The following is a 24704-nucleotide window of genomic DNA, read 5'->3' as shown; positions in this document are numbered from 1 at the left end:
GCCCCGTCAGCCCAGCGCGGGGACGCGGACCTTCGCCTCGATCATGTTGTGGTCGGAGGGGATCACCGACGTCCCGGGGTTCCAGTTGTTGACGAACTCGTCGCTGCCCTGGAGGCCCTGGGTCAGGATGTAGTCGATCCGTTGACCGTCCTTGTTCGGATCGTCGGCCTGGTTCGACGGCGCCTGGTAGTTGTTGTACGTCGTCTTCGCCGTGCCGTAACGGCGCTGGGAGGCCGACGCGTCGTAGAAGCCCCCTCGGATCAACGTGGGCTGCGCGCCGTCGATCGCGTCTTCCGGGTACCGGCTGTCGTTGAGGTCGCCGCCCAGTAGGACGGGAAGCCGCTTGCCCGCGGCGTTCGGTGTGTTGACCCGGTTGAGCGCCGTCAGGAGTTGCGCGGAGTTCTGACCGAGGAGCGTCTTCCGCGGTGTGCTGTACGCGCTCGACGGGATGCCGTAGTGGGCGGCGACGACGTAGAAGGTGGTCCCGCTGCCGTCATTGGCCTGCAACTTCGCCCACGGGGTGTTCGTGTCCGGCGCCGCCGACGCAGGGGAGACCTCGTAGTCCTTGACGCCAGCGAGGACACCGTGGTCGAGGACCGTGTACTTCGCCGGGTCGTAGTAGATCCGGTTGCCCTGGTGGGACTTGCTGACGGTCATCGGGGCCGTGTCGACGAGCTGCAGGTTCGGGAGGCGTCGATCGAGATCCCGGTAGGCCTGCTCGGATCCGGCACCGTTCGAGAGACCACTGGCCTCGAGGACGGTGAGCACATCCGGGGCCTTGTCGTTGATCACCTTGGCGATCGCCGGCGCTCGCTTCGCCCAGCCGGGCGTGCCGCTCGTCTCGCAGCCGGAGCACAGGACGTTGTAGCTGGCGAGGTGCACGGGCGTGCCGGTAGCATTCGGCTTCGTGGGCGTGGGCCAGGCGCTCACCTGCGCCGACTTCCGGACGAAGGTCGAGTTGAAGTAGGTGTTGCGCGCCATCGCGCGGACGTAGATGGGGTTCCCGTACGCGACCGAGGTCAGGTCGCTGTCGGACCCCGGCAGGGTCCACGTGCGGGTGGCCGGGTCGAACGCCGACGACCACGGCGTGAAGTGCGGCGTCCACCGGTCAGGGGTCCGGTTCTCGTTGGGACCCGCTGACCATCGGACTTGGTAGTCGCTCGCGTTGGCGACCTCGGGAATCGACACAGTGACGCCGTTCGTCGCGGGCTTCGCCGTGATCGTCCCGAAGGTCGCCACGGCGTTCGGCTGGAGCTTCGTCGTCACCGTCTTCGCCCAGGCACCGGCCGTCGTGCCGGTCTTCGCGGCGACCGTCACGTAATAGGTCTTGTCGGGCTGGAGCTTCGTCATCCATGCTCCGACGGCGGTCGAGTCCTTGTAGACGGGGCTGCCGAGATCCGACCGTGCGGACCACTTGAGGACGTAGCTGGTCGCCTTCGGCACGGCTTTCCAGGTCATCTTGACGCTCTTGCCGGCCCAGTCCTGTGTGGCCTTCGCGACTCCGGTGACCTGCGCGGGCTTCGTCGCGGCCTGTGCTGGTGCCACGACGAGCACCGACGACACTGCGATCGCGCCGACGACGGCGAAACGAGTGATCCAACGAGAAGACATCTCGACCCCCTGATCTGATCTCCGCTCGACGCTAGACTGTCTCGGCTGCGGACGGTATCCACCGAACGGGGGACCACAGACGAGGGGTGTCGAGAACGTGTCAGATCCACTCCTCTCGGTCGTCATCCCGGTGCACGACGCCGCGCCGTGGATCGGTGAGCTGCTCGACAGCGTGCTGGACCAGGACGTCGAGGCGATGGAGGTCCTGGTGGTCGACGATCGCTCGTCCGACGGGACGGCGGTGATCATCGGTTCGTTCCGTGCTCGTGATCCGCGCGTCCAGCACCTCCGATCAGACGCCCCCGGCGGGGCTGCGGCACGGAACACCGGAGCCGCAGCCGCCCGGGGGGAGTACCTCGTCTTCGCCGATTCGGACGATCTCGTGCCGCCCGGCGCGTACCGAGCGATGGTCGGGTCGCTCGAGGCGTCCGGGTCAGATCTGGTGATCGGCGACCACCTCAAGTTCTCACCGACGCGCACCTGGAGTCCCACCGCGCGGTGGCGCACCTTTGACCACGCGCTGCAGGGGACCACCCTTGCCGAGACCCCGGCACTCCTGACCGGCAGAGCGTGCTGGAACCGACTCTTCCGGCGGTCGTTCTGGGAGCGGGCTGCGCTGGGGTTCCCGAACGTCGGCCACGCCGATGACATCGAGCCGATGACACGGTCGGTCGTGGAGGCGCGTGCGATCGACGTCATCACGACGTGCGTGTACCTCTACCGCGAGCGCGCCGGGGGAGCTGGCGGATCGATGTCGAACCAGGTGGACGAGGCTGCCCTGCTCGACTACCTGTGTGAGGAGACGGCGTGCGCGATACTCGTGCGTGCGGCATCCCCGGCGGTCGTCCGCCAGCAGTCACTGCTGGTCCTCGACGCGGACGGCTGGGTGCACCTCGACCGGTACTTCGCATCGGTCCCGTCCGGCTCGCCGATGCCGGGCGGTGTCGAGCAGTCCCTCGACCGCCTGCTCGACGAGTTGGACGCAGCGGTCCTCGACGACGTCGCCGCCGAGCGCCGGTGCTTCTTCGCCCTGCTGTGGGCCGGGCAGCCTGATGCCGCGTCCGACTTCGCCGCTGCGATGCGTGCTCGGGAGTCAGAGCCCGAACGGTTCCTCCGGGAATGGGTGTCGGCCACCGCGGTCCTGCTCGACTCCGTGGGACCCGCTGGCCTCGACCGGTCGGCGCTGGTTGATGACGGTCTCCTGACCGCACTGCTGCACGCGGCGGACCGGATCGATGCCCCGGGCCTCGCACCGCTCGTCGCCGCTGCTGAGCGTGTCGTCCGGCGCGCTCCGACGGGCCCCGGCGGGTCCGAACTCCTCGGGGCGACCCGTCGAGCTGTGCTGTCTGCTGATCCCGAGGCTGTCCGTCTCATCTCGCTGTTGCGGCACCACGCTCCGGTGGTCGTCGACCAGGTCACGCCCAGCGTCGACGCGCTCCGTGTCGAGGGGCCGGCGCCGTCACCGTCCCTGTCATCGTCCATGCGGCTGGTGCTGCGTTCGGGCGATCAGGTCCGCACGGTCGACCTCGACGGGGCAGGTCCCCGATGGCTGGGGCGGATCCCCGCCGACGGGGGTCCCGACGCAGCGGGGCGTTGGACGGTCACCGCCGGGTTCCGGCTGTCCACCATCGACGTCGAGGTCCCGGTCGTGACCGCGCGGATGCCGTTGCCTCCGCTCGACGCGCGCCACGTGCTGCAACCACTGAGCGATCGGCGCGACGGCTGGCGTTTCCTGGTCGATCACCGGGCGCCCCGATCGGTGCTCAGCCGGGTCCGGTCGGCCGCGGAGCGACTGCGCCGTTCACGGACCTGAGCGCGGCTCCGGTAGCATCGCCGGGTGCGTCGTGCGAAGGACGGGTCCGATGGGCCCCAGCGAGGATTCCGAGCCGACATCCAGGGGATCCGAGCGGTCGCCATCGCCCTGGTCATCCTGTACCACCTCTGGCCGAACCGGATCACCGGCGGGTACGTGGGCGTCGACGTCTTCTTCGTCATCTCCGGCTTCCTGATCACCGGTCACATCCTGAAGGCTGCCGAGCGCGAACGGCCGGTCCCGATGCTCATCGGGTTCTACGCACGCCGGATCCGACGGCTGGCGCCCGCCGCGGTCGTCGTGCTGGTCGCGGTCCTGGTGTTCACGGTGCTCCTGCTGCCGGCATCGACCTGGTCGGCGACGGGCTCGAACGTGCTCGCCGCGTCGTTGTTCTCCGAGAACTGGTTCCTCGCCGCCCAGTCGGTCAGCTACCTCGACGCCGACGCCGTCCCCTCCGCGGTGCAGCACTTCTGGTCGCTCTCGGTCGAGGAGCAGTTCTACATCGTCTGGCCGCTCGTCCTGCTGGCCGCGATCGCCCTCCTCGCACGTCGTCGCGCGACCTGGATCGTCGTCGTGATCGGCGCGGTCGGCATCGTGAGCTTCTGCTGGGGGCTCCTCCACACCGCGACCAACCAGGATGCGGCGTTCTTCGACACCACCGCTCGGGCCTGGCAGTTCGCGGTCGGGGCGCTCGTCGCGTTCGTGCCCCTGCCCGGTCCGCGCACACGGCTCTGGGTGCCGTGGGTGGGGCTGGCCGCCATCGCGGCCGCCGCACTGCTCTACTCCGAGGCCACGCCGTTCCCCGGCATCGCTGCGGTGCTGCCGACGGTCGGCGCTGCGGTCGTGATCGCCGGACGCGCACCCGCAGCGGAACCGTGGTCGTTCGGGTTCCTCGCTTCGTTCGGACCGGTGCGCTGGCTCGGCGACGTCTCGTACTCCGCGTACCTCTGGCACTGGCCCCTCATCATCCTCGTTCCGCAGTGGCTCGGAGTGGACCTCGGCCTGCGGTTGAAGCTCGCCATCCTGTGCGCCACGGTCGTCCTGGCGTGGGCTTCCCACCGGTACGTCGAGAACCCGGTCCGTCGGAGTGCGGTCCTCACGAAGCGACGTCGACGCAGCTTCGTCGCCGGCGGTGCGACCCTCCTCGTGTTGGTCGCCGGGTGCTTCGGCACGGTGGGGGTGGCGAACGCCCAGATGGACGCTGCGGACGACCGACTCCTCGCGCAGGTCACCGGAGGGCAGACGTGCCTCGGCGCAGGTGCGATCGGCGACCGGTCGTGCGCTGACCCGTGGGGTGACATCGACGTGGCCGACGTTCCAGCGCCACTGTCGGACAAGCCGCTCGTCTGGAAGGACGACTGCATCGACGACGTCACGGAGAACACCGAGAAGTACTGCACCTACGGTGACCCCGACGCATCCGAGACCCTCTTGCTCTGGGGAGATTCGCACGCTGGTGCCTGGTCGAGTGCCTTCGACATCGCGGGGAAACTCGACCACGTGAAGGTGATCGTCGCGGCGCGGAACCGGTGCCCGTCGAGCATGGAAGCCCCGACCGGCACGACCTACGGGGACGTGATCCCGGCCGATCAACGCGGGTGGTGCGCGGCGCGGAACGACTGGGTGATGAAGACGCTGGTCCCACGTGCCGATCGCGTCGTGCTCGCTGACCTCTGGGCGAACTACCGTTTCGCGGGGACGGACTCGGCCCAAGCGGACGGCTACTCCGAGCTCATCGACGGCGTTCGGGATGCTGGGCTGCCGGTGACGATGCTGCAGCACGTGCCGCTCACAGGACAGACCCTCGAGGACAAGGTGATCGGCCCGTCGTGCCTTGCATCGGGTGGGTCGTGCACGAACGACGTCGCACACGCTCTGCCGCCGTCGACCTCGCTGCCACAGCGTCTGCTCGTGGACGAAGGCTACGGGGACGTCGTGCGCTGGGTCCCGGTCGAGTCGCAGTTCTGTCACGACGGTCGCTGTTACTCGGCGATCGGCGGCGTCTCCGTCTACTTCGACGGGTCCCACCTGTCCAACACCTACAGCGCTTCGCTCGGTCCGTGGCTCGCGACCGCTCTGGACCGTACCCAGCCGCTCAGCGTCGTCGGCTGATCTGGGGGTACCCGCACGTGCCGTCGGGGACCCCTGGTGCGAGAGAATGTCATTCGTGCGTCGCTCTCGATACCTGATGGCTGCCGTTGCGCTGGCAGTCGCCGTCACGATCCCCGTGGTGACCGTCGAACCGAACGCTCTCCGAGCAGCCGAGGTCGCGCCCGAGCACGACCTGCGTGTCGCCGTGGTTGGCGACTCCCTGAGCGCGGGACGATCGGGTTTCCTCGGGAACGGCCTGGACGACGAGAGCTGGATGACGTACGCACGGGGCGACGGCATCGAGTACGCCGGTGGATGGGCACGGGCCGGCGCGACCCCGGACGCCATGGCAGCAGCCGTCAGACCGGTCGTCGACGTCGACGTGCTGGTGATCCTGGCGGGCACGAACGCCGTCCGCGTCGGTAAGTCGCTCGACGAGGAGCGCTCGGCGTACGAGCGGATCGTCGAGACGGTCGGCGCCCGCAAGGTCATCGTGGCGGACCTGCCGCCGTACCGGTGGCGGCCGGGAGCAGCGGCCACCTACCGGACGGCGCTGCAGCAGTTCGTCGCCGACGAAGGGTGGACGTGGGCGGACCCGTGGACGTTCGCCCGGTCCGGGTCCTCGTGGGCGGCCGGAGTGAGCACTGACGGCACACACCCGGCGGGCGCCGCCGAGTACCAGCAGCTCGGCGAGGCGTTCCGGAGCATCATCCTGGCCGTGGGGACGTCCGCCGCACAGGACGATCGCCGCTGACGCTGCGGCCGGCCCGTCCTCTGTCGATCGGTACGATGAAGCATGCTCTCGACGCCGGCCGTCCCGGAACACCTCGCGACGCGCCGGAGCCGATCGGACCGTTCGGTCGCGGTCGACCTCGTCCGGGTGGTGGGCGTCGTCGCGATCGTCGCCGGGCACACCTGGGACCAGCGGCACTTCGCCCAGGCGGGTCTCTACACGTGGCACGTCCCGGTCTTCTTCGTCCTGACCGGTTACCTGTGGAAGCCCGGTCGTTCAGCCCCCGACGAACTCGGGCGGCGTGCGCGCACCCTCTTGGTCCCCTACCTCAGCTGGCTCGTCCTCGTGACCCTGATCTGGTTCGGGTTCCGTACTGCGCTGGGCGATCCGTTGGACACCAGGACGCTCACCCTGCTGCCCCTCGGCGGCGACTGGATCTCGCGGCCGTACTCGGCGTTCTGGTTCGTCACCTGCCTCTTCGTCGCTGCAGTGCTGATGCGGTGGCTCGAACGCGTCCACCCGGTCCTGCCCTGGTTCGTTGCAGGCGTCGGGATCGCCTGGTGCATCGGTGACCGCTTCGCCATCGCGCACATCCCGGAGTCGGCGGGCATGGCGATGCCCGCGCTCGCGTTCATGCTCGTCGGGATGCTCCTCCGTCGTTTCCGCACCACGATCGACCGCCCGATCGTCACGGGGCTGGTCCTGCTCATCCCGTCGTGGTGGCTCGGTTGGTCGGGAGCCCTCGACACGCTCAACATGAAGGCCGGCAACCTCGGTACGCCGTTGCTCAGCGTGCTGATGGCGGCGGCGATCTCGTGTGGCATGCTCCTGGTCGCTGAGGGGACGGAACGATGGATCCCGGGCTGGGGCCGGACCGTGGTCTTCGCCGTCGCCGCCTCCGCGATCCCGATGATCCTGACGCACACGCTGTCACTGGCGATCACGGAGCGTCTCGGCCTGCCGTCGTCGAAGTGGACGTTCCTCATCGCGTACTTCGTGCCGCTCCTCGTCGCGCTCGTCCTGCGGGCGACCCCGGCGAAGCGCTTCCTGTTCTGAGCCGACGGCCCCGGGTCATTCGACACCTGAGCCCCGACGAGGGGCCGCGCCACTACCCCTGAACGGCGTCGAGCAACTTCGCGTACCGCCGCGACAATGCGAACGGCGCCAGCCGACGGCTGAACTCCGCGGCCTCGTCAGCACCCGCGGCGGGCGCCGCGAGCGCCACCCGCAAGGACTCCGCGGCATCGCCGGCGTCGAACCACCTGACCCAGGCCTCGTCGCCGAACTCGGCACGCAGGTGCGGCTCGTCCGGCAGGACCGACGGCACGCCGAACGACGCGGCGAGGTGCAGGACCCCCGAGTTGAGCACCCGCCGGTAGGGGAAGACGGCGGTGTCCGCTGCGCGGAACCACCGCTGGACGTCGATGTCCTCGACCTGATCGTGCTCGCGCACCGCACGCACGTCGTCGCCGAGCAGCCGGTCGATCTCCCCGCGGTCGTCGGACGTGGTCCGGCCGGCCAGCAGGAGTACTGGCCGCTCGGACGGCTCCGTCCGACGCACGGCATCGACCAGGACGTCGATGCCCTTGTAAGGGCGCATCTGGCCGAAGGCGAGGACCGCGTGGTCGCGGTCCGTGAGCCCGAGCGAGGCGCGCGCTTCCTCGCGCGAAACCGAGTCCGGGTACACGCCCTGGTAGCTCGGGTGCGGGAGGTGTACGACCTTTGCAGGGTCGAGCTCGTAGTACGAGGACACGGCCGTGGGCGTGTCCCTGTTCATCACGTGGACGACGTCTGCGGCGTCGGCCAGGTAGCGGTTCAGTTCGAGTTCGAGCTCGAGGTGCCGCGCATCGTGGGGGAGGACGTTGTGGATCGTCCAGACGAGCCGAGCTCCGCGTGTGCGCGCCGCGTCGACGGCGGTGCGGAAACGATCGAGACGAGCCTGCGCTTCGTCGAGGTCGTCGTCGTTTCGTTGCACGATCGGGGACGTCCAGTGCATGTGGAAGACGTCACCGGTACCGAGGCGACCGAGGTGCTGCTCGAGCTGCTCCAGACGCAGGCTCTCGAGGACGTTCCTGCCGCGTGCCCGTGGGGCCAGCAGCATGAGGTTCAGGAACGGGTTGTCGCGGTAGGCAGGGAACACCGCGAGGAGGTGATCGGGCACCGACCGATCCTACGGGGACTCGGCCGGAGGCGGGGTGGTGTCAGTCGAGCGTGGCGACGATGTACTCGGCCTCGTGCAGGACCGAGCAGAACGCCAGTCCCTCGTGGTCGAGCGCATCGCGTTTCCGGATGACCGCACCGCACACCGAGCACTTGGTCGTGAAGGTCGACCGCACGACGTCTGAGATCAGCGACATGCGTTCATGCTGCGCGCTGAAGGTGAACAACGGGGTGCGATCGCCTCGGAACCGGATGAACGACGCCAGAGAGTCCGCCTGGTACGCGACGAAGCCTCGGCTCACAGCGACCGGACGACCTGCCCCGCCTCCGCTGCAGCACCGACCACGACGGCGAAGTCCCCCTCCGCGACGGACTGCCCCTCCGCCAGCCACACGACGTTCCGCGCCCCCGGCTGCGGCACGAACGACGAGCCACCCGGCCCCGAAGACGGTGCCCCCACGACCAGCACGGTCACCTCGTCCAACCCGCTGGATCCCCGGTACCAGGACGTCGGCATGTCGACCTGCACCACGTGTCCCGCGGCTTCGAGTGCGATGACCAGTGCGGACACGTCCGCGACGCGCGTGCCGTCGTGCTTGACGGCGACACGGAAGCCTGCAGCCCCCTCCTCCCGGACGATGACCGGTCGCGAGGACCGCACCATCACGCCGTGGCCCTTGGGGAGCCCGGGGGCCACTCCGAGGTAGCGCAGTCCGGCTGCGTCGTACCGGTCGACGGCGTCGGCGTCGGGGTAGCGCCCGCGCCAGCGCTCGTCGAAGACGCGGCGGTTGTCGACCCGGGCGTCGTCCCGGCCCGGCGTGCGGCTCTCGTGGTGGACGACGACCGACGACGGGACGACGACGAAGGCGGAGCCCGCCGGTGACGCCGTCAGTGCGCGGAGGCACAGGTCCACGTCCTCCAGTCCGTTGGCGTACACGGGGTCGAACCCGTGCCAGCGGATCAGGTCGACGGCACGGAACGCCGCGGCGGCTGCGGTGATCGCCGAGAACCGCACTGCGCCGGCGGAGCCCGACCCGAACACGCGGTCGGCGTCGTGCCGCGGGTGCTCGCCGAGGAAGTGCCAGGGCAGCACCTTGTCCCCGCCGAACACCGTGCCGGCGGCCTGCACGACGCCGTCCGGGTACACGAGCAGGGGCTGCGCGCCGAGGACCGACGGGTCGTCCAGCGCGCTGACGAGCGGCCGCAGCCAGCCGGTGGTGACCTCGGTGTCGTTGTTGAGCATGACGACGGTGCCGCCCGAGGACCGGGCGAGTCCGAGGTCGCTGCCCAGGGCGAAGTTCCGGTTCCGGTCCTCGCGCTGCAGGACCACCCGGGGTTCGTCACGGAACCATGCACCGAGGATCGCGGAGACCGATCGCGGAGAGCCGTTGTCGACCAGGACGACCTCGACGCGGTCGCCGTCGTGGTCGGCCGCGCCGAGGACGGCATCGACTGCGCGCCGGGTCATCGTCCAGTCGCGGAACACCGGGACGACGATCGAGACGAGTCCGGTGTCGCGCGTCGGTGCTGCGGACGCCAGGGCGTCCCAGTCGATGCGGTGGCGGGCGAGCGCGACCTCCTGCCACGACGCGGGCTGGGCGGAGGAGACCCGTCGCTGGTCCCGCACGTTGTCGTAGTCGACGCCGATGACGGGCACGTACGCGGGCACCCCGAACCGCTGCCCGATGCGGAGCAGCCACTCCCAGTCGATCCAGCGTCGGAGCGTCTCGTCGAACGGGCCGACCCCTGCGGCGACGTCACGGCGGACCACGAGCGCGTTGAGGTCGATGAAGTTGCCCGCGAGCAGGTCGTCGAGCGTGCCGTCCTCGCCGCGGTACGTCTCGACGGGAGCGGTCCGGTCGTCCGCGTTGTTCGCGCCGACCATCCGCAGCCCCGTGTGCACGGCGGGCCCGTCGGTCTCGAGCAGTGCCGCGAGGGCTGCGGTCAGGTGTTCCGGACGCCAGGTGTTGTCGGCGTCGAGGAACGCGACGAAGTCGCCACGCACGGCCGCGAGTCCGGTGTTCCGTGCGGCGCCGGCACCGCCGTTCTCCCGCTCGAGGAGCCGGATGCGCCCGTCTCCGGCAGCGAGCCCGCGCACGACGTCGACGGTGTGGTCGCCGGACCCGTCGTCGACCACGAGGAGTTCCCAGTTCGTGTGCTGCTGCGCTCGCACCGAAGCGATCGCCGCACCGACCACGTCGGCGCGCCGGTACACCGGCATCACGATCGACACGAGCGGTTGCTCCGCGTCGCGCCGCGCGACACCGCGCGGGTACCGGCCGAGGGCCTCGGCGACCTCGGGCCCGTCCCACGTGGACCGGTAGCGTCGCCGGGTGCGGTGCTGCGCACCGGCGAAGGCGCGCGCATCGGCGACGGCTGCGTCGCGTGCGGCACCCCAGGTGGGAGCGTCGCCACGGCGGCCTGGAGGCACGGGGAGCGTGGTCGCGTCGGTCGCGTTCCGCAGGAAGTGCCGGAGCGCATCGAGCGTGGACGCCGGGCGGTCGGCTCCCGGCACCGAGGCGGCGTACACGCCTGCGTCGAAGAGCGGCCCGGTCTGGAAGAGCTCGGGGCCCTCCTGGTGCAGGGCGTCGTACCAGGACATCGCGGGGACGGGCTGGTGCTCGCGCATCCACTCGTGCTCGATGAGCGGGTGCAGCGAGAGCCCCCGCTGCCCGTCGTTGTGCACGTAGAACGCGACGGCGTCGGCGTCGGTGTCGAACGTCCGTCCGGTCTGTGCCTCGAAGTACGCGCGGTCGAGCACCTCGAACTCGGCGATCCGACGGGCCCAGCGGTCGAGCCGGTCGGTCACGGTCAGCGGTCTGTCCGGGCCCCGGAAGGGTCGGGCGAGGCGCCGTGCGACGCGGCCGATGCCCTTCGCCTCGGCCATCAGCGGCGCCCCGGCAGTCGTGCGGCGACCTTCGCGATCGCCTGGCCGGTGCGGAAGGACCTGCTCGCCCGCAGGTCGGTGAGCTCGCGGCGCAGGCGCACGACCTCGTCCGCTGCGCTGGCTGCGGCGACGTCGGCGGCCGTGAGGTCGAGGGGGAGCAGCGCCGCCCACCGACGTTCGAGCGCTTCGGTCGTGCCCGCGAGCGGGGCCGTCAGCGCGTCCTCGATGCGTGCACGGGCGTCGGTGACCGCGCCCGGTGCGACGACCACGGCGAAGTGGTCCACGACGGCCGCGAGGGTGTCGGCGCCCGTCCGGTGCGCTCGCGACGACCACGGCACCGCGTTCTGCGCGGCCCGGACGACCACCAGGTGGAGCGCCCGGCGGTTTGCCGTGACGACGTCCGCGGGCGCCGGGTCCACGAGCACGGCGACGGTGACGAGGTCGTCGGGGCTGGGGTCTCCGGTGGTCACGGTCCACGCGGCCGGTGCCGACGTGCCGGCGGGGAGCCGGGCCTCCAGGTCGAAGCCGTCCCCGAAGGCCGCGTCGACCTGGCGGACGAGCGTGTCGGCGTCCTCGACGTGCCGCAGGTCCACGGCGAGCCTCGGGCGCTGCCCCGAGGGGACGAGGACGTCGGCGAACCGCTCGGTCGCCGTCATGCCGTGCCGCTGGTACGCGGCCACTGCCTCCGGCAGGAACGGGTAGCGGCCCTCGAGCACGCGCTGGTGCGCGGCGCGCAGGGCGCTGCGGTTGCCGGAGAAGCTCTTGCCGCCGGCGTGCAGGACCAGCGCGCGGTTGGCGATCTTGGCGAGCCAGCCGTGGGCGGCGATCCGGAGGCAGTAGTCGTTCTCCTCGCCGTAGCCGGGCGCGAAGGCCTCGTCGAACAGACCGTGCTCGGCGATCAGCTCGCGGCGGGTGAGGAAGCAGAAGCCCATCGCGACGGGCATGACCTGGGACACCGGGAGCAGCGGTGCGAGCTCGCCCCAGACCCGTCGGGTGCGGTCCTCGGTGCGGGCCGCACCCCGGTTGGTCAGGCGGTAGGGGATGCTCGCGATCGTCGCGTTGTCACTGCGCGCGGTGACGACGCCGGTGCGGTCCTCGTCGAGGACCGCGAGCATCGCGTCGAGGAACCCCGCCGTCGGCACGGCGTCGCTGTTGAGGAGCAGGACGGCCTCGGTGTCAGGCTCGTCGGCACCGCGGTCGAGTTCGTCCACAGCACGGTTGCACGTGCCGACGAACCCGAGGTTGTGGTCGTTCCGCTCGTACCGGAACCCGGGGCGGTCGCCGATCCGGTCGAGCAGCGCCCGCTCGATGGTGTCCGCATCGGGCCCGCAGTCGTTGACGAACAGGGCGCGGTGCCGCTCGGTGTCGAGGTGCTCGAGGAGCCCGTCGACGCACCGCAGCAGGGAGTCGAGGTCGCCGTACACGGGCACGACGACGAGGGTGGAGCGGGTCATCGGGTGGACTCCTCTGCTTCGAGTGCACGTGCGAGGGCGTCGACGGCGGTCTCCAGCGGGCCACCGAGCACTCCCGCGGCCAGGGGCACGTGCCCGGTCGGGCCATCCGCAGCTGCCTGCCGGACGGCGTCGGCGACGGCCAGGCCGAGGGAACGGGCGTCGGCGGGGACCGCCTCGAGGTTCGGGTGCAGGTGCGCCCGGGTGCCGCGGAACTCGTTCGTCACGACGAGTGCGCCGGACACCGCGCCGTCGAACGGCGGGTGGCTCGGGTGCGGGCTGTGCTGGAGCGACAGCACCACGTTCGTCGATGCGATGAACCGAAAGTAGTCGTCCCAGGGCATGGTGCCGTGCGAGACGAGCTTCACGTCGCCTCGGCCCCCGTCCAGCTCGACGTCGCCGTGCTGTTCACCGGCCGAGTGGAACTCGACCCGGATGCCGTCGTCGGCCAGCTCCTGCACCGCGACCCGCAGCGCGGCGACGCCGAGGCGGAACAGGTTCCGGTGCTTGCTCGGACGGCCGTAGAAGAGGACCCGGACCACGTCCTCGTGCTTGCGGGCAGCGGCCACGCGTTCGAGCAGCTCGAGGTCGAGGTGCGGTGCGAAGGTGTGCTCGGAGGGGACGTCGAGGCCCTCGACGTCGGCCAGGTACCGGCGCAGCGGCTCGGAGTTCACGAGCATGCGGAAGCCGGCGCGGTAGGTCGAGGCAGCGACCGCGTACTCGGTCGACCACGGGCTGAAGCCGGGTTCGTAGTCCTGCACCAGGTACACGACGCGGTGTCGGGGGACGACCCCGGCGGTGACGGCGACGTCGATCGGGTGCGCGGTCTTCCAGTGCGTGGCGACCCAGACGTCGTCGCGGCCGAACTCGGTGTCCAGGACGTCCTCGCGCCGGACCACGCGGACGCCGGGACGTCCGTCGACCCGCGACTCCGGGAACCGGTCGGCGACGAGCGCCTCGGCTGCGGCGGCACTGTTGCCGGGCGTCGTCCACCGGACCATGACGACCCGGACCCGCCGGCCGAGCCGGTCGCCGAGCGCGAGGGCGACGGCGAGGGCGGTCTGCACCCCGGCGAAGGCGGCACCCTCGCGGAGTTCGTCGACCACGAGCACCACCTCGGGATCGCGGTCCACGGTGCGGATGCCGGCGAGCGACAGGCTCGTCTCCACCAGGCCGTCGAACGGGCGCGCGGCCAGCGGCGCACGATCGCGTTCCCGCCGAGCCACACCGACGTCGACCCGGGACACCGTCCGGCCGAGTCGCTCACGGACGTCGTTGCGGTAGTGGCCGTCGCGGGCGTACCGCTCGTTCACCCGGACGAGGTCGCTCACGAGGCGCCGTGCCTTCTCGAAGTTCATCAGCCCTCACGTTACTGGGCGTCGGCGTTCGGCTCGGTAGGATCGGACCCCTCATGATGCAGCGAATCGACCTCCGCGGCGGCCTCCCCGCCCGTGCCGAACTCCTCCGACTCATGCCCCGCGCCGCGGGTGACGTGTCGCACGCGGTCGACGCCGCGCGCGAGTTGATCGAGGACGTCCGACACCGTGGGGCCGCTGCCCTGCACGACCAGGCCGAGCGCTTCGACGGCGGGGCTCCCGCGAACGTCCGGGTGCCCGCTGCCGAGATCACCGCCGCCGTGGCCGGGCTCACGCCCGAGGTCCGGGCAGCCCTCGACGAGGCCATCCGCCGGGTCCGGGCCGCGAGTGCCGCGCAGATCCCCGCCCCGTCCGTGACCACCCTGGCCGACGGCGCCGAGGTCCACCAGCGCTGGCAGCCGATGCGCCGCGTGGGGCTCTACGTGCCCGGTGGCAAGGCCGTCTACCCGTCCAGCGTCGTGATGAACGTCGTCGCGGCCCAGGTCGCGGGCGTGCCCTCGATCGCCCTCGTGTCGCCGCCGCAGCGTGACCACGGCGGCGCGGTGCACCCGACGATCCTCGCCGCGGCGGGGCTGCTCGGCATCGACGAGGTCTACGCGATGGGCGGCGCCGGAGCCGTCGGCGCGCTGGCGTACGGCGTCGCCGAGATCGACCTCGAGCCGGTCGACCTGGTCACGGGGCCTGGGAACAACTACGTCGCCGCCGCCAAGCGTCTGGTGCGCGGGGTGGTGGGCATCGACTCCGAGGCCGGGGCGACCGAGATCCTCGTGATCGCGGACGACACCGCCGACGCCGGGTTCGTGGCCGCCGACCTGATCAGCCAGGCCGAGCACGACGAGCAGGCCGGCAGCGTGCTGGTGACGACGTCCGCGGCGTTCGCCGACGCGGTGGAAGCCGCCATCCCGGAACGCACGGCGGTGCTCGGGACGGCTGCGCGCCTCCAGACCGCCCTGGACGGACCGCAGTCCGCGATCGTCCTGGTGGACTCGCTGACCGACGCCGCGACCGTGAGCAACGCCTACGGTCCGGAGCACCTCGAGATCCAGACGGTCGACGACGACGCCGTGCTGGCCGACATCGACGCCGCCGGTGCGGTGTTCGTCGGGCCGAGCACGCCGGTGAGCCTGGGGGACTACCTGGCCGGGTCGAACCACGTGCTGCCGACCGGCGGCCAGGCCCGGTTCGGGTCCGGGCTGTCCGCGTCGACGTTCCTGCGACCCCAGCAGATCGTCCGGTACACGCCCGAGGCCCTGGCCGAGGTCGCGCCGCACATCGTCGCCCTGTCCACCGAGGAGCAGCTCCCCGCGCACGGGGCCGCCGTGACGGAGCGCACGAACCGATAGCCTGGGGAACGACATGTTCTGCCCCTTCTGCCGCCACCCGGACTCCCGCGTCGTCGACTCACGGACGAGCGACGACGGAACCTCCATCCGCCGCCGTCGACAGTGCCCCAACTGCGGTCGACGGTTCTCGACCACCGAGACCGCATCGCTCAACGTCGTGAAGCGCAACGGTGTCACCGAGCCGTTCAGCCGCGACAAGATCGTCTCCGGCGTCCGCAAGGCGTGCCAGGGGCGCCCGGTCACCGACGGTGACCTGGCCGTGCTCGCGCAGCGCGTCGAGGAGACCGTGCGGTCCTCCGGATCCAGCCAGATCGACGCGAACGACATCGGCCTCGCGATCCTCGCGCCCCTGCGGGAGCTCGACGAGGTCGCCTACCTGCGGTTCGCGAGCGTCTACCAGGCGTTCGACTCGCTCGAGGACTTCGAGGACGCCATCGGCCAGCTCCGCCGCGACCACCACGGGGCATCCGACACGGCCGCCGGGTCGTCCGCACCGTCCGGCACGCGCGCGTGAGCGGCATCGCCGAACGGATCGTGCGCGGCGGCTACCGCGTCGTGTTCCGCTCCGTGTTCGCGAACATGGACCCGGAACGTGCCCACCACCTGGCGTTCGCCGTCATCGCGGGGCTGCCCCGCGTGCCGTTCCTGAGCGGCGTCGTCGAGCGGTACTGCCGTCCCGCGGCGGCCGACGGCATCACCACGATGGGCATCCACTTCCCGTCGCGCTTCGGTCTCGCGGCCGGGTTCGACAAGGACGCCCGCGGCATCGCCGGTCTCGGCCTGCTCGGCTTCGGCCACGTCGAGGTCGGCACCATCACCGCCAAGCCGCAGCCCGGCAACGAGCGCCCGCGCCTGTTCCGGCTGATCGGCGACCGCGCCCTGATCAACCGCATGGGCTTCAACAACCACGGCGCCGCAGCGGCCGCCCGGCGCCTCGAGCGCGCCCGCCGCAACCCCGGTCGCCCCGTCATCGGCGTGAACATCGGCAAGAGCCGGGTCGTCTCCGTCGAGGACGCCATCGACGACTACCTCGAGTCCACCCGTCGGCTCGCGACGTTCGCGGACTACCTGGCGGTCAACGTCAGCTCGCCGAACACGCCCGGTCTGCGAGGACTGCAGGAACTCGACCAGCTCCGACCGCTGCTGTCCGCGGTGCGCGACGCCGCCGGCCGGACGCCGGTGCTCGTCAAGATCGCACCGGACCTGACCGACGAGCAGATCGACGCGATCGCGAGCCTCGCGGTCGAGCTCGAGCTGTCCGGGGTGATCGCGAACAACACGACGATCTCCCGCGAGGGCCTGACGGCCGATCCGTCCGACGTCGAGGCGATGGGTGCCGGGGGACTCTCCGGTGCGCCGGTCGCCGCCCGCTCGCTCGAGGTGCTGCGTCGCGTCCGCGCCGCGGTGCCCGCCGACTTCTGCGTCATCGCCGTCGGTGGCGTGACCACCGAGCAGGACGTGCAGGACCGCATCGACGCGGGAGCCACGCTCGTGCAGGGCTACACGGCGTTCCTCTACGAGGGACCGACCTGGGCCGCGCGCATCAACCGGCTGCGCCGTCGGCGGCTGCGTCGCGCCGCGCGGTAGACGCGACCACCTGACGGACTGGAGGCCCGTGGCGACACCGCCACGGGCCTCCAGTCCGTCGTGGGGGCGCGCCTGCGCCATCGGGTGAGCAGAACACGCCGTGGCTCGCCAGTCGACCCGTCGTGTTCTGCTCACTCGATCGCCGATGCGGAGCGTGGGAGCGGGGAACAGGGGAGTGGGAACGACGAAGCGCCGCCCGGCAGGCCGGGCGGCGCTTCGTCGTGTGCGTAGAGCTAGAGCGTGGGGTACTGCCCACGCCGGACCTGGGGCTTCGGCAGCCGCAGGAAGCGCAGCTGCCACGCCCGCGTGAGGATGTAGAGGAACGTGCCGCGCTGGAACTCGCCGAACTTGTTGGTGAGCTTCCGGCGGAGCGACAGCCACAGCACCACGCAGTCGATGATGAACAGCGCCACGAACGCCCACACGAGCAGGAGCGAGTAGGAGGCGATGACGGTCTGCGCGGCCGCGAACCCGACGATGAGGAACAGCACGAGCACGGGCATCATGACCTCGCCGACGTTCCAGCGGGCGTCGATCCAGTCGCGGACGAAGCGTCGCTGCTCACCGCGGTCCTTCGCCGGCAGGTAGCGCTCCTCGCCGTTGGCCATGCCGACCCGGGCACGCTCGCGCTCCGAGTTGAGGCGGGCACGGGCGGCCTTCTTGTCGACCGGCGTGTTGCCGACGAGGGGGCGGCGGTTCGCTGCCTCTCGCTCGCGGCGGGACGGCGTGGGGCGGCCCTTGCCCTGCTCGAGGAGCTCGGCCTCGGTCGGGTTGACGGTCGTGTTGGTCTTGGGGGCTGCCTTCGCCACGGTGCGTTCCTAACGGCGGTGTGCGTGCGGGATCTCCTCTAGATTACCGGGCATGACCGACAGCGAACAGCACAGCCCCGCGACCGACCCCGCGCTCCTCGACGCCCTGCGCGAACACGTGCAGGGTGCACTGCCCACGACGATCGCCGACCTGTCCGCGCTGGTGCGCCTGCCGTCGGTGTCCTGGTCGGCCTTCGACCCGGCGAACGTGCGCGCGAGTGCCGAGGCCGTCGCGGACCTCGCCCGGTCGACCGGGGTCTTCGGCGCGGACGACGTCCGGATCGTGCGGTCCGCGGTGTCCGGGTCGACCGCCGACGTCGCCGAGGCCGACGCGGAGACCGAGCTCGGCCAGCCCGCGGTGCTCGCGGTGCGCCCGGCGCGGAACGGCAAGCCGACGGTGATGCTCTACGCCCACCACGACGTGCAGCCGCAGGGCGACGAGGCCCTGTGGGAGACGCCGCCGTTCGAGCCGACCCTCCGCGGCGACCGCCTGTACGGCCGCGGTGCCTCGGACGACAAGGCCGGCGTGATGACGCACATCGCGTCGCTCCGCGCGGTGCACGCCCAGTTCGGTGACGACCTCGACCTCGGGATCGTGCTCTTCGTCGAGGGCGAGGAGGAGTTCGGCTCCCGCTCGTTCCGCACGTTCCTGCGCGAGCAGAAGGAGCACCTCGCCGCCGACGTCATCGTCGTGGCGGACAGCGACAACTGGTCCACCGAGGTCCCGTCGATCACGGTCTCCCTGCGCGGCAACGTCACCTTCAAGCTCACCCTCACCACGCTCGAGCACGCCAGCCACAGCGGCATGTTCGGGGGAGCGGCCCCGGATGCGATGATCCCCATGGTGCGGCTGCTCGCCTCGCTGCACGACGCCGACGGTTCGGTCGCCGTCGAGGGGCTGTCCTCGTACGAGGCCGACGTGCCGGAGCGCACCGAGGACGAACTCGCCGTCGACGCCGCGCTCGTGCCCGGTGTCCGCCCGATCGGCACCGGCGCCGTGCTGTCCCGCATGTGGTTCCAGCCGTCGATCACGGTGACCGGCATGGACGTGCCGAGCGTCGCGAACGCCTCGAACACCCTGCTGCCCACGGTCTCGGCACGGGTCTCGGTCCGCGTCGCCCCCGGCCAGGACGCCAGGCAGGCGTCCGCGGCCGTCGAGCGGCACCTGCGCGAGCACGTCCCGTTCGGCGCACGGATGGAGATCACCGAGCCGGACAGCGGCGACGGGTTCCTCGTCGACACCGCCGGCTGGGCCGTCCAGGAGGCCCGCACGGCCATGCGCGAGGGGTGGGGCGCCGAGGCGGTCGAGCAGGGCATCGGAGGGTCGATCCCGTTCGTGTCCGACCTCGCCGCGGAGTTCCCGGACGCGCAGATCCTGGTCACCGGCGTCGAGGACCCGGACACCCGCGCCCACAGCCCGAACGAGTCGCAGCACCTCGGCGTCCTGCACCGTGCCATCGCGTCGGAGACGATCCTGCTCGCCAGGCTCGCGACGCGCAGCTGAGGGTGCTTACAATCGACGCCAGGCGCGGTGACCAGCACCGCCCGGAGGGAGACGCGCGATGAGCGACACCATCACCGAAGCACCGGCGACCGAAACGCAGTCGCACGGCGTCCTCCTGAGCGACGCCGCTGCCGGCAAGGTGGCGAGCCTGCTCGAGCAGGAGGGCCGCGACGACCTGCGCCTGCGCCTCGCCGTCCAGCCCGGTGGCTGCTCGGGCCTGATCTACCAGCTGTACTTCGACGAGCGCCTGCTCGACGGTGACGTCACCGCCGAGTTCGACGGGGTCGAGGTCGTCGTCGACAAGATGAGCGTCCCGTACCTCGACGGCGCGACGATCGACTTCGAGGACACGATCCAGAAGCAGGGCTTCACGATCGACAACCCGAACGCGCAGGGCAGCTGCGCCTGTGGTGACAGCTTCCACTGATCGCCAGCGATCCGACACGCGAGCGGGGAGCGACCGGAAGGGTCGCTCCCCGCTCGCGTTCGTGTGACCGGACGTAGCCCGGTGGGGCGCGGTGTGACCGGGCGAAATCGTGCCCGCAGACGTGCGGATCGAGGCCAGAACCGTGTCGTGTGTGCGCGAGCGGTACCGAGCTGCGAGTAAGCTAGGAGTGTTCCAATCAAGCTGGGAGCCAGCCATGCGCCGCCTTCGTGCGGCACGCCGTCGGACTCGACGGGCTGACCTCCGAAGCTCACGTCTTTTGCGAGAGGTAACAGTGCGTTCGAATCGCCGTATACGTTGGGCGGCCGTCCCGGTGGCCGTCGGTCTGGTCATCGCACTGGCTGGCTGCACGCAGCAGCAGATGAACGGATGGCTCCCCGGCACGGAGGAGACGAAGGACGTCACCAACCACACGAGCCGCATCGTCGGCCTGTGGACCACCAGCTGGGTCGTTCTCCTCGCCGTCGGTCTCATCGTCTGGGGCCTGATCATCTGGGCCGCGATCGTCTACCGCCGCCGGAAGGGCCAGACCGGCCTGCCCGTGCAGATGCGGTACAACATGCCACTCGAGATCTTCTACACGATCGTGCCGCTGATCCTGGTGCTGGGCTTCTTCGCCTTCACCGCGAAGGATCAGGCCGCGATCGAGAAGCCCTTCGCCGACCCGGACGCCACCGTGCACGTGTACGGCAAGCGCTGGGCGTGGGACTTCAACTACATCAACAAGGACAACCCCGAAGAGAGCGTCTACTACCAGGGCATCCAGGCCCAGGAAGAAGAGAACGCCAACGGGGCGATCGACGAGTCGCAGCTGCCGACCCTCTACCTGCCGAAGGGCAAGAAGGTCGCGATCGAGCTCTCCTCGCGCGACGTCGACCACTCCTTCTGGGTCATCGACTTCCTGTACAAGAAGGACATGCTCCCGGGCAAGACCAACTGGGAGTACTTCATCCCGGAGAAGCTCGGCACGTACCAGGGCAAGTGCGCGGAGCTCTGCGGTGAGTACCACTCGCTGATGCTCTTCCAGGTGAAGGTCGTCACGCCGGCGCAGTACCAGGACTACCTCGACACCCTGAAGGACCAGGGCAAGGTCGGTCTGCTCGGTGACGAGTACAACACCAACACCAACGAACCGAACAACAAGGCGCCGGTCGAGGCGTCCAGCGAGAACAAGTAGGGGCTCGTCAGATGACAACGTCACTCGTCGGCCAACCGACCCAGACCTCGTCGCCGGACTTCCAGGCGTCGAAGGTGGGTCGGAAGGGCAACATCGTCGTTCGGTGGATCACCTCCACCGACCACAAGACCATCGGGTACATGTACCTGATCGCGTCGTTCATCTTCTTCCTGCTCGCAGGTGTGATGGCCCTCGTGATCCGCGCCCAGCTCTTCGAACCCGGCCTGCACGTGGTCGCGACGAAGGAGCAGTACAACCAGCTGTTCACGATGCACGGCACGATCATGCTGCTGATGTTCGCGACGCCACTGTTCTCCGGCTTCGCGAACGCGATCATGCCGCTCCAGATCGGTGCGCCCGACGTCGCCTTCCCGCGACTGAACGGCTTCGCCTTCTGGCTCTACCTGTTCGGCTCGCTCATCGCGGTCGGCGGCTTCCTCACCCCGCAGGGCGCTGCCTCGTTCGGGTGGTTCGCCTACGCGCCACTGAGTGACACGACGTTCACACCAGGGCTTGGCGGCACACTCTGGGTCTTCGGGCTCGGCATGACCGGCTTCTCGACGATCCTCGGCGCGGTGAACTTCATCACCACGATCATCACGATGCGTGCCCCGGGTCTGACCATGTTCCGCATGTCGATCTTCACGTGGAACACCCTCGTGACGGCGCTCCTCGTCCTGATGGCCTTCCCGGTCCTCGCGACGGCACTCTTCGGCCTCGGGCTCGACCGCGTGTTCGACGCGCAGATCTTCAACCCGGCCAACGGCGGGGCCCTGCTCTGGCAGCACCTGTTCTGGTTCTTCGGGCACCCCGAGGTCTACATCATCGCGCTGCCGTTCTTCGGCATCGTCTCCGAGGTCTTCCCGGTGTTCAGCCGCAAGCCGATCTTCGGGTACAAGACCCTGGTCTACGCGACCATCTCCATCGCGGCCCTCTCGGTCACGGTGTGGGCGCACCACATGTACGTCACCGGCGGAGTCCTGCTCCCGTGGTTCTCGCTCATGACGATGCTCATCGCGGTCCCGACCGGCGTGAAGATCTTCAACTGGGTCGGCACGATGTGGCGCGGTTCGGTCACGTTCGAGACCCCGCTGCTCTGGGCCCTCGGCTTCCTGATCACCTTCACGTTCGGTGGTCTGACCGGTGTCATCCTGGCGTCGCCGCCGCTCGACTTCCACGTGTCCGACTCGTACTTCGTCGTCGCGCACTTCCACTACGTGGTCTTCGGCACCGTCGTGTTCGCGATGTTCTCCGGCTTCTACTTCTGGTGGCCGAAGTGGACCGGCAAGATGCTCAACGAGCGTCTCGGCAAGATCCACTTCTGGCTCCTGTTCATCGGGTTCCACACCACGTTCCTCATCCAGCACTGGCTGGGCGTCATCGGCATGCCGCGTCGCTACGCGACCTACCTGCCGAACGACGGCTTCACCTGGATGAACCAGCTGTCGACGATCGGCTCGATGATCCTCGCGATCTCGTTCCTGCCGTTCATCTTCAACGTCTACGTGACCGCCCGGAACGCACCGAAGGTCGCCGTGAACGACCCGTGGGGCTACGGCCGCTCGCTCGAGTGGGCGACCTCCTGCCCGCCGCCGCGCCACAACTTCACGTCGATCCCGCGCATCCGTTCGGAGTCCCCGGCCTTCGACCTGAACCACCCCGAGGCCGGTGTGCCGATCGGTGTGGGTCCCGCGAAGGACGCGCCCGATGCCCCGACCTACGACGCCGCGAAGGGCGAGGTGAAGTAACGCCATGCGCGCGAACACCAACCTGTTCTGGATCCTCTTCGGGTTCTTCATCCTGGCGGACGCCGCCTACACGATCTGGGCGCTGATCTACTACGGCGAGCCCGAGTGGGTGGGCACCGTCGCGATCGGCCTGACCGGCCTGATGTCGGCGTTCATCGCCTTCTACCTCGGCAAGGTCATGTCGTCCCAGGGCGGGGTCCTGCCCGAGGACCGTCCCGACGCCAACATCGAGGACGGCGACGCCGAGCTCGGGCACTTCAGCCCGTGGTCCTGGTGGCCCATCCTGCTGGCCGCGGCGGTCGCCGTGTGCTTCCTCGGCGTGGCCGCCGGCCTGTGGATCGTCCCGATCGGGCTCGTCCTCGTGGCGATCACCCTGGTCGGCTGGGTCTACGAGTACTACCGCGGCAACTTCGGGCACTGACCCGGCGCTGCAGCGCACCTGACACTTTCGGGCGGCACCAGTACGGTGCCGCCCGAAGTGCGTCCAGGAGACGATCTCCGGTCCCGATCCGGAACAAACGGGCCCGCCCGCGACTTGACTGGAGCGGACCTCCCACCACAGCGAAAGGAGTCACCTCAGGTGACCGACAAGCGCACCCTCATCATCTTCGGCGCGACGGGCGACCTCGCCTCCCGCCTGCTCCTGCCGGGCCTCGGCACGTTCCTGCAGAGCGGCCGTGCCGTCCCCGTGCAGCTGATCGGCACGGGCCGCAGCGAGCGCAGCCCCGAGAAGTGGAAGGACATCGTCACGCAGTCCTTCGCGTCGCAGGACGTCAAGGGGCCGGAGGTCGACGCGACCATCGAGTCGACGCAGTTCATCCAGGGCGACCCCACCGACCCGAAGCACCTCGAGGCGCTCCTGGCCGCGGCCGACTCCGAGCCGATCCTGTACTTCGCCCTCCCGCCGCAGATCGCCTCCGACATCTGTGAGGCGCTCGAGCACGTCGAGCTCCCCGAGGGCACGACCCTCGCCTTCGAGAAGCCCTTCGGCACCGACGTCGCCAGCGCCCAGGCCCTCAACGAGACGGTGCTGAAGCTGGTCCCGGAAGAGCGCGTGCACCGCACCGACCACTTCCTCGGCCGCACCACGGTGCTGAACATCATCGGTCTGCGCTTCGCGAACCGCCTGTTCGAGCCCATCTGGAACGCCGAGAACATCGAGAAGGTCGACGTCTTCTACGACGAGACCCTCGGTCTCGAGAACCGCGCCCAGTACTACGACGAGGCCGGCGCGATGGTCGACATGATCCAGTCGCACCTGCTGCAGATCCTCGGCATCGTGACGATGGACGCCCCGGCGGACATCGACGCGGTCGAGTTCCGCTCGTCCCTGGCCCGGGTGCTCCGTTCGACCCAGCTCAAGGGCGGCGACCCGAAGATCGCGTCGCGTCGCGCCGTCTACACGGCCGGCACGATCGACGGCAAGGAACTGCCGTCGTACCAGGACGAGGACGGCGTCGACAAGTCGCGGAGCACCGAGACGCTCGCCGAGATCTCTGTCGAGGTCGACACGGCTCGCTGGAAGGGCGTTCCGTTCACGCTGCGGTCCGGCAAGGCACTCGGCAACAGCCGGAAGGAGGTGCTGATCACCTTCAAGCCGGTCACGCGTCTGCCCTCCGGTCTGAGCGGTCGCCCGAAGGCGGACACGCTCCGCATCGTCCTGAACCCGGACGAGATCGAGCTGACCGTCTCGGCCAACGGCGGTGGCAACCCGTTCGAGATGGGCCAGGTCACCCTGTCGTCGTCGTTCAGCGACGGCGAGCTGACCCCGTACGGTGAGGTCCTGAACGGCATCTTCCACGACGACCCGCTGCTCTCCATCCGCGGCGACGTGGCCGAGCGCTGCTGGGAGATCGTGGAGCCGGTCGTCGCCGCCTGGAAGGCCGACGAGGTCCCGCTCGAGGAGTACCGCGCCGGTTCGCGCGGTCCGGCGGACTGGGAGTCGTCGTCCTGACGGACGCGCTGCCGA

Annotated in this window: 20 protein-coding genes; 13 read left to right on the top strand and 7 right to left on the bottom strand. The window is 70.1% G+C overall.

Annotated elements, in window-relative coordinates:
* Positions 1–6 precede the first annotated feature (6 nt).
* Complete coding sequence (locus DEJ06_RS09670) at positions 7–1611, bottom strand: hypothetical protein (RefSeq protein WP_146245823.1); 1605 nt, start codon at positions 1609–1611, stop codon at positions 7–9.
* Between the two features lie 97 nt (positions 1612–1708).
* Between DEJ06_RS09670 and DEJ06_RS09665 the strand changes: the two genes are divergently transcribed.
* The 4 genes from DEJ06_RS09665 to DEJ06_RS09650 are packed head-to-tail and all read left to right on the top strand — an operon-like array spanning position 1709 to position 7304.
* Positions 1709–3424 carry a glycosyltransferase family 2 protein gene (locus tag DEJ06_RS09665; RefSeq protein WP_111039147.1) on the top strand — a complete coding sequence of 572 codons (1716 nt, stop codon included), beginning with the start codon at positions 1709–1711 and terminating at the stop codon, positions 3422–3424.
* Between the two features lie 24 nt (positions 3425–3448).
* On the top strand, positions 3449–5536 hold the full coding sequence (locus DEJ06_RS09660) for an acyltransferase family protein (RefSeq protein WP_111039146.1): 2088 nt from the start codon (positions 3449–3451) through the stop codon (positions 5534–5536).
* Between the two features lie 55 nt (positions 5537–5591).
* On the top strand, positions 5592–6269 hold the full coding sequence (locus tag DEJ06_RS09655; protein ID WP_181436830.1) for an SGNH/GDSL hydrolase family protein: 678 nt from the start codon (positions 5592–5594) through the stop codon (positions 6267–6269).
* A 42-nt stretch (positions 6270–6311) separates the two neighbouring features.
* Positions 6312–7304, top strand: a complete 993-nt coding sequence (locus DEJ06_RS09650) for an acyltransferase family protein (protein ID WP_111039144.1) — start codon at positions 6312–6314, stop codon at positions 7302–7304.
* A gap of 52 nt (positions 7305–7356) precedes the next feature.
* Here DEJ06_RS09650 and DEJ06_RS09645 read toward each other — a convergent pair whose 3' ends face one another.
* The 5 genes from DEJ06_RS09645 to DEJ06_RS09625 all read right to left on the bottom strand — a co-directional run bounded on the left by DEJ06_RS09645 (position 7357) and on the right by DEJ06_RS09625 (position 14104).
* A complete protein-coding gene (locus tag DEJ06_RS09645) occupies positions 7357–8409 on the bottom strand; it encodes a glycosyltransferase (RefSeq protein WP_111039143.1) in 1053 nt (350 codons plus the stop codon).
* 40 nt (positions 8410–8449) lie between these two features.
* Complete coding sequence (locus tag DEJ06_RS18260) at positions 8450–8605, bottom strand: hypothetical protein (protein ID WP_181436829.1); 156 nt, start codon at positions 8603–8605, stop codon at positions 8450–8452.
* Between the two features lie 101 nt (positions 8606–8706).
* Complete coding sequence (locus DEJ06_RS09635) at positions 8707–11295, bottom strand: glycosyltransferase (RefSeq protein ID WP_111039141.1); 2589 nt, start codon at positions 11293–11295, stop codon at positions 8707–8709.
* Complete coding sequence (locus DEJ06_RS09630) at positions 11295–12749, bottom strand: glycosyltransferase family 2 protein (protein WP_111039140.1); 1455 nt, start codon at positions 12747–12749, stop codon at positions 11295–11297. The genes DEJ06_RS09635 and DEJ06_RS09630 overlap by 1 nt, the downstream gene beginning before the upstream one ends.
* On the bottom strand, positions 12746–14104 hold the full coding sequence (locus tag DEJ06_RS09625; RefSeq protein ID WP_111039139.1) for a hypothetical protein: 1359 nt from the start codon (positions 14102–14104) through the stop codon (positions 12746–12748). Before DEJ06_RS09625 ends, DEJ06_RS09630 begins: the two co-directional genes overlap by 4 nt.
* A 53-nt stretch (positions 14105–14157) precedes the next feature.
* Between DEJ06_RS09625 and hisD the strand changes: the two genes are divergently transcribed.
* The 3 genes from hisD to DEJ06_RS09610 are packed head-to-tail and all read left to right on the top strand — an operon-like array spanning position 14158 to position 17052.
* Positions 14158–15465 (top strand): histidinol dehydrogenase, encoded by a 1308-nt coding sequence (gene hisD, locus DEJ06_RS09620; RefSeq protein WP_111023126.1) that lies wholly within the window; start codon positions 14158–14160, stop codon positions 15463–15465.
* 13 nt (positions 15466–15478) lie between these two features.
* Positions 15479–15979 (top strand): transcriptional regulator NrdR, encoded by a 501-nt coding sequence (gene nrdR, locus DEJ06_RS09615; RefSeq protein ID WP_027465260.1) that lies wholly within the window; start codon positions 15479–15481, stop codon positions 15977–15979.
* The gene (locus DEJ06_RS09610; protein ID WP_111039138.1) at positions 15976–17052 is read left to right on the top strand and encodes a quinone-dependent dihydroorotate dehydrogenase; all 1077 of its coding nucleotides are present in this window, start codon (positions 15976–15978) and stop codon (positions 17050–17052) included. The genes nrdR and DEJ06_RS09610 overlap by 4 nt, the downstream gene beginning before the upstream one ends.
* A gap of 233 nt (positions 17053–17285) precedes the next feature.
* Here the strand turns inward: DEJ06_RS09610 and DEJ06_RS09605 are convergent, their stop codons facing one another.
* On the bottom strand, positions 17286–17861 hold the full coding sequence (locus DEJ06_RS09605) for a DUF3043 domain-containing protein (protein ID WP_111023129.1): 576 nt from the start codon (positions 17859–17861) through the stop codon (positions 17286–17288).
* 52 nt (positions 17862–17913) lie between these two features.
* Between DEJ06_RS09605 and DEJ06_RS09600 the strand changes: the two genes are divergently transcribed.
* The 6 genes from DEJ06_RS09600 to DEJ06_RS09575 all read left to right on the top strand — a co-directional run bounded on the left by DEJ06_RS09600 (position 17914) and on the right by DEJ06_RS09575 (position 24689).
* Positions 17914–19365, top strand: coding sequence for a dipeptidase (locus DEJ06_RS09600; RefSeq protein WP_071405429.1), 1452 nt, complete (start codon positions 17914–17916; stop codon positions 19363–19365).
* Positions 19366–19423: 58 nt separating this feature from the next.
* Positions 19424–19792 (top strand): iron-sulfur cluster assembly accessory protein, encoded by a 369-nt coding sequence (locus DEJ06_RS09595; RefSeq protein ID WP_035808216.1) that lies wholly within the window; start codon positions 19424–19426, stop codon positions 19790–19792.
* Positions 19793–20084: 292 nt separating this feature from the next.
* Positions 20085–20987, top strand: coding sequence for a cytochrome c oxidase subunit II (gene coxB / locus DEJ06_RS09590; protein WP_111030351.1), 903 nt, complete (start codon positions 20085–20087; stop codon positions 20985–20987).
* An 11-nt stretch (positions 20988–20998) separates the two neighbouring features.
* Positions 20999–22735, top strand: coding sequence for a cytochrome c oxidase subunit I (ctaD, locus tag DEJ06_RS09585; RefSeq protein WP_027465266.1), 1737 nt, complete (start codon positions 20999–21001; stop codon positions 22733–22735).
* A gap of 4 nt (positions 22736–22739) precedes the next feature.
* The gene (locus tag DEJ06_RS09580; protein WP_071245740.1) at positions 22740–23156 is read left to right on the top strand and encodes a cytochrome c oxidase subunit 4; all 417 of its coding nucleotides are present in this window, start codon (positions 22740–22742) and stop codon (positions 23154–23156) included.
* A gap of 159 nt (positions 23157–23315) precedes the next feature.
* Positions 23316–24689, top strand: coding sequence for a glucose-6-phosphate dehydrogenase (locus DEJ06_RS09575; RefSeq protein ID WP_111039137.1), 1374 nt, complete (start codon positions 23316–23318; stop codon positions 24687–24689).
* The last annotated feature ends 15 nt before the right edge of the window (positions 24690–24704 follow it).

Source organism: Curtobacterium sp. MCLR17_051 (assembly GCF_003234395.1).
Taxonomy (GTDB): Bacteria; Actinomycetota; Actinomycetes; order Actinomycetales; family Microbacteriaceae; genus Curtobacterium; species Curtobacterium flaccumfaciens.
This window is presented reverse-complemented; position numbering and strand designations above follow the sequence as displayed.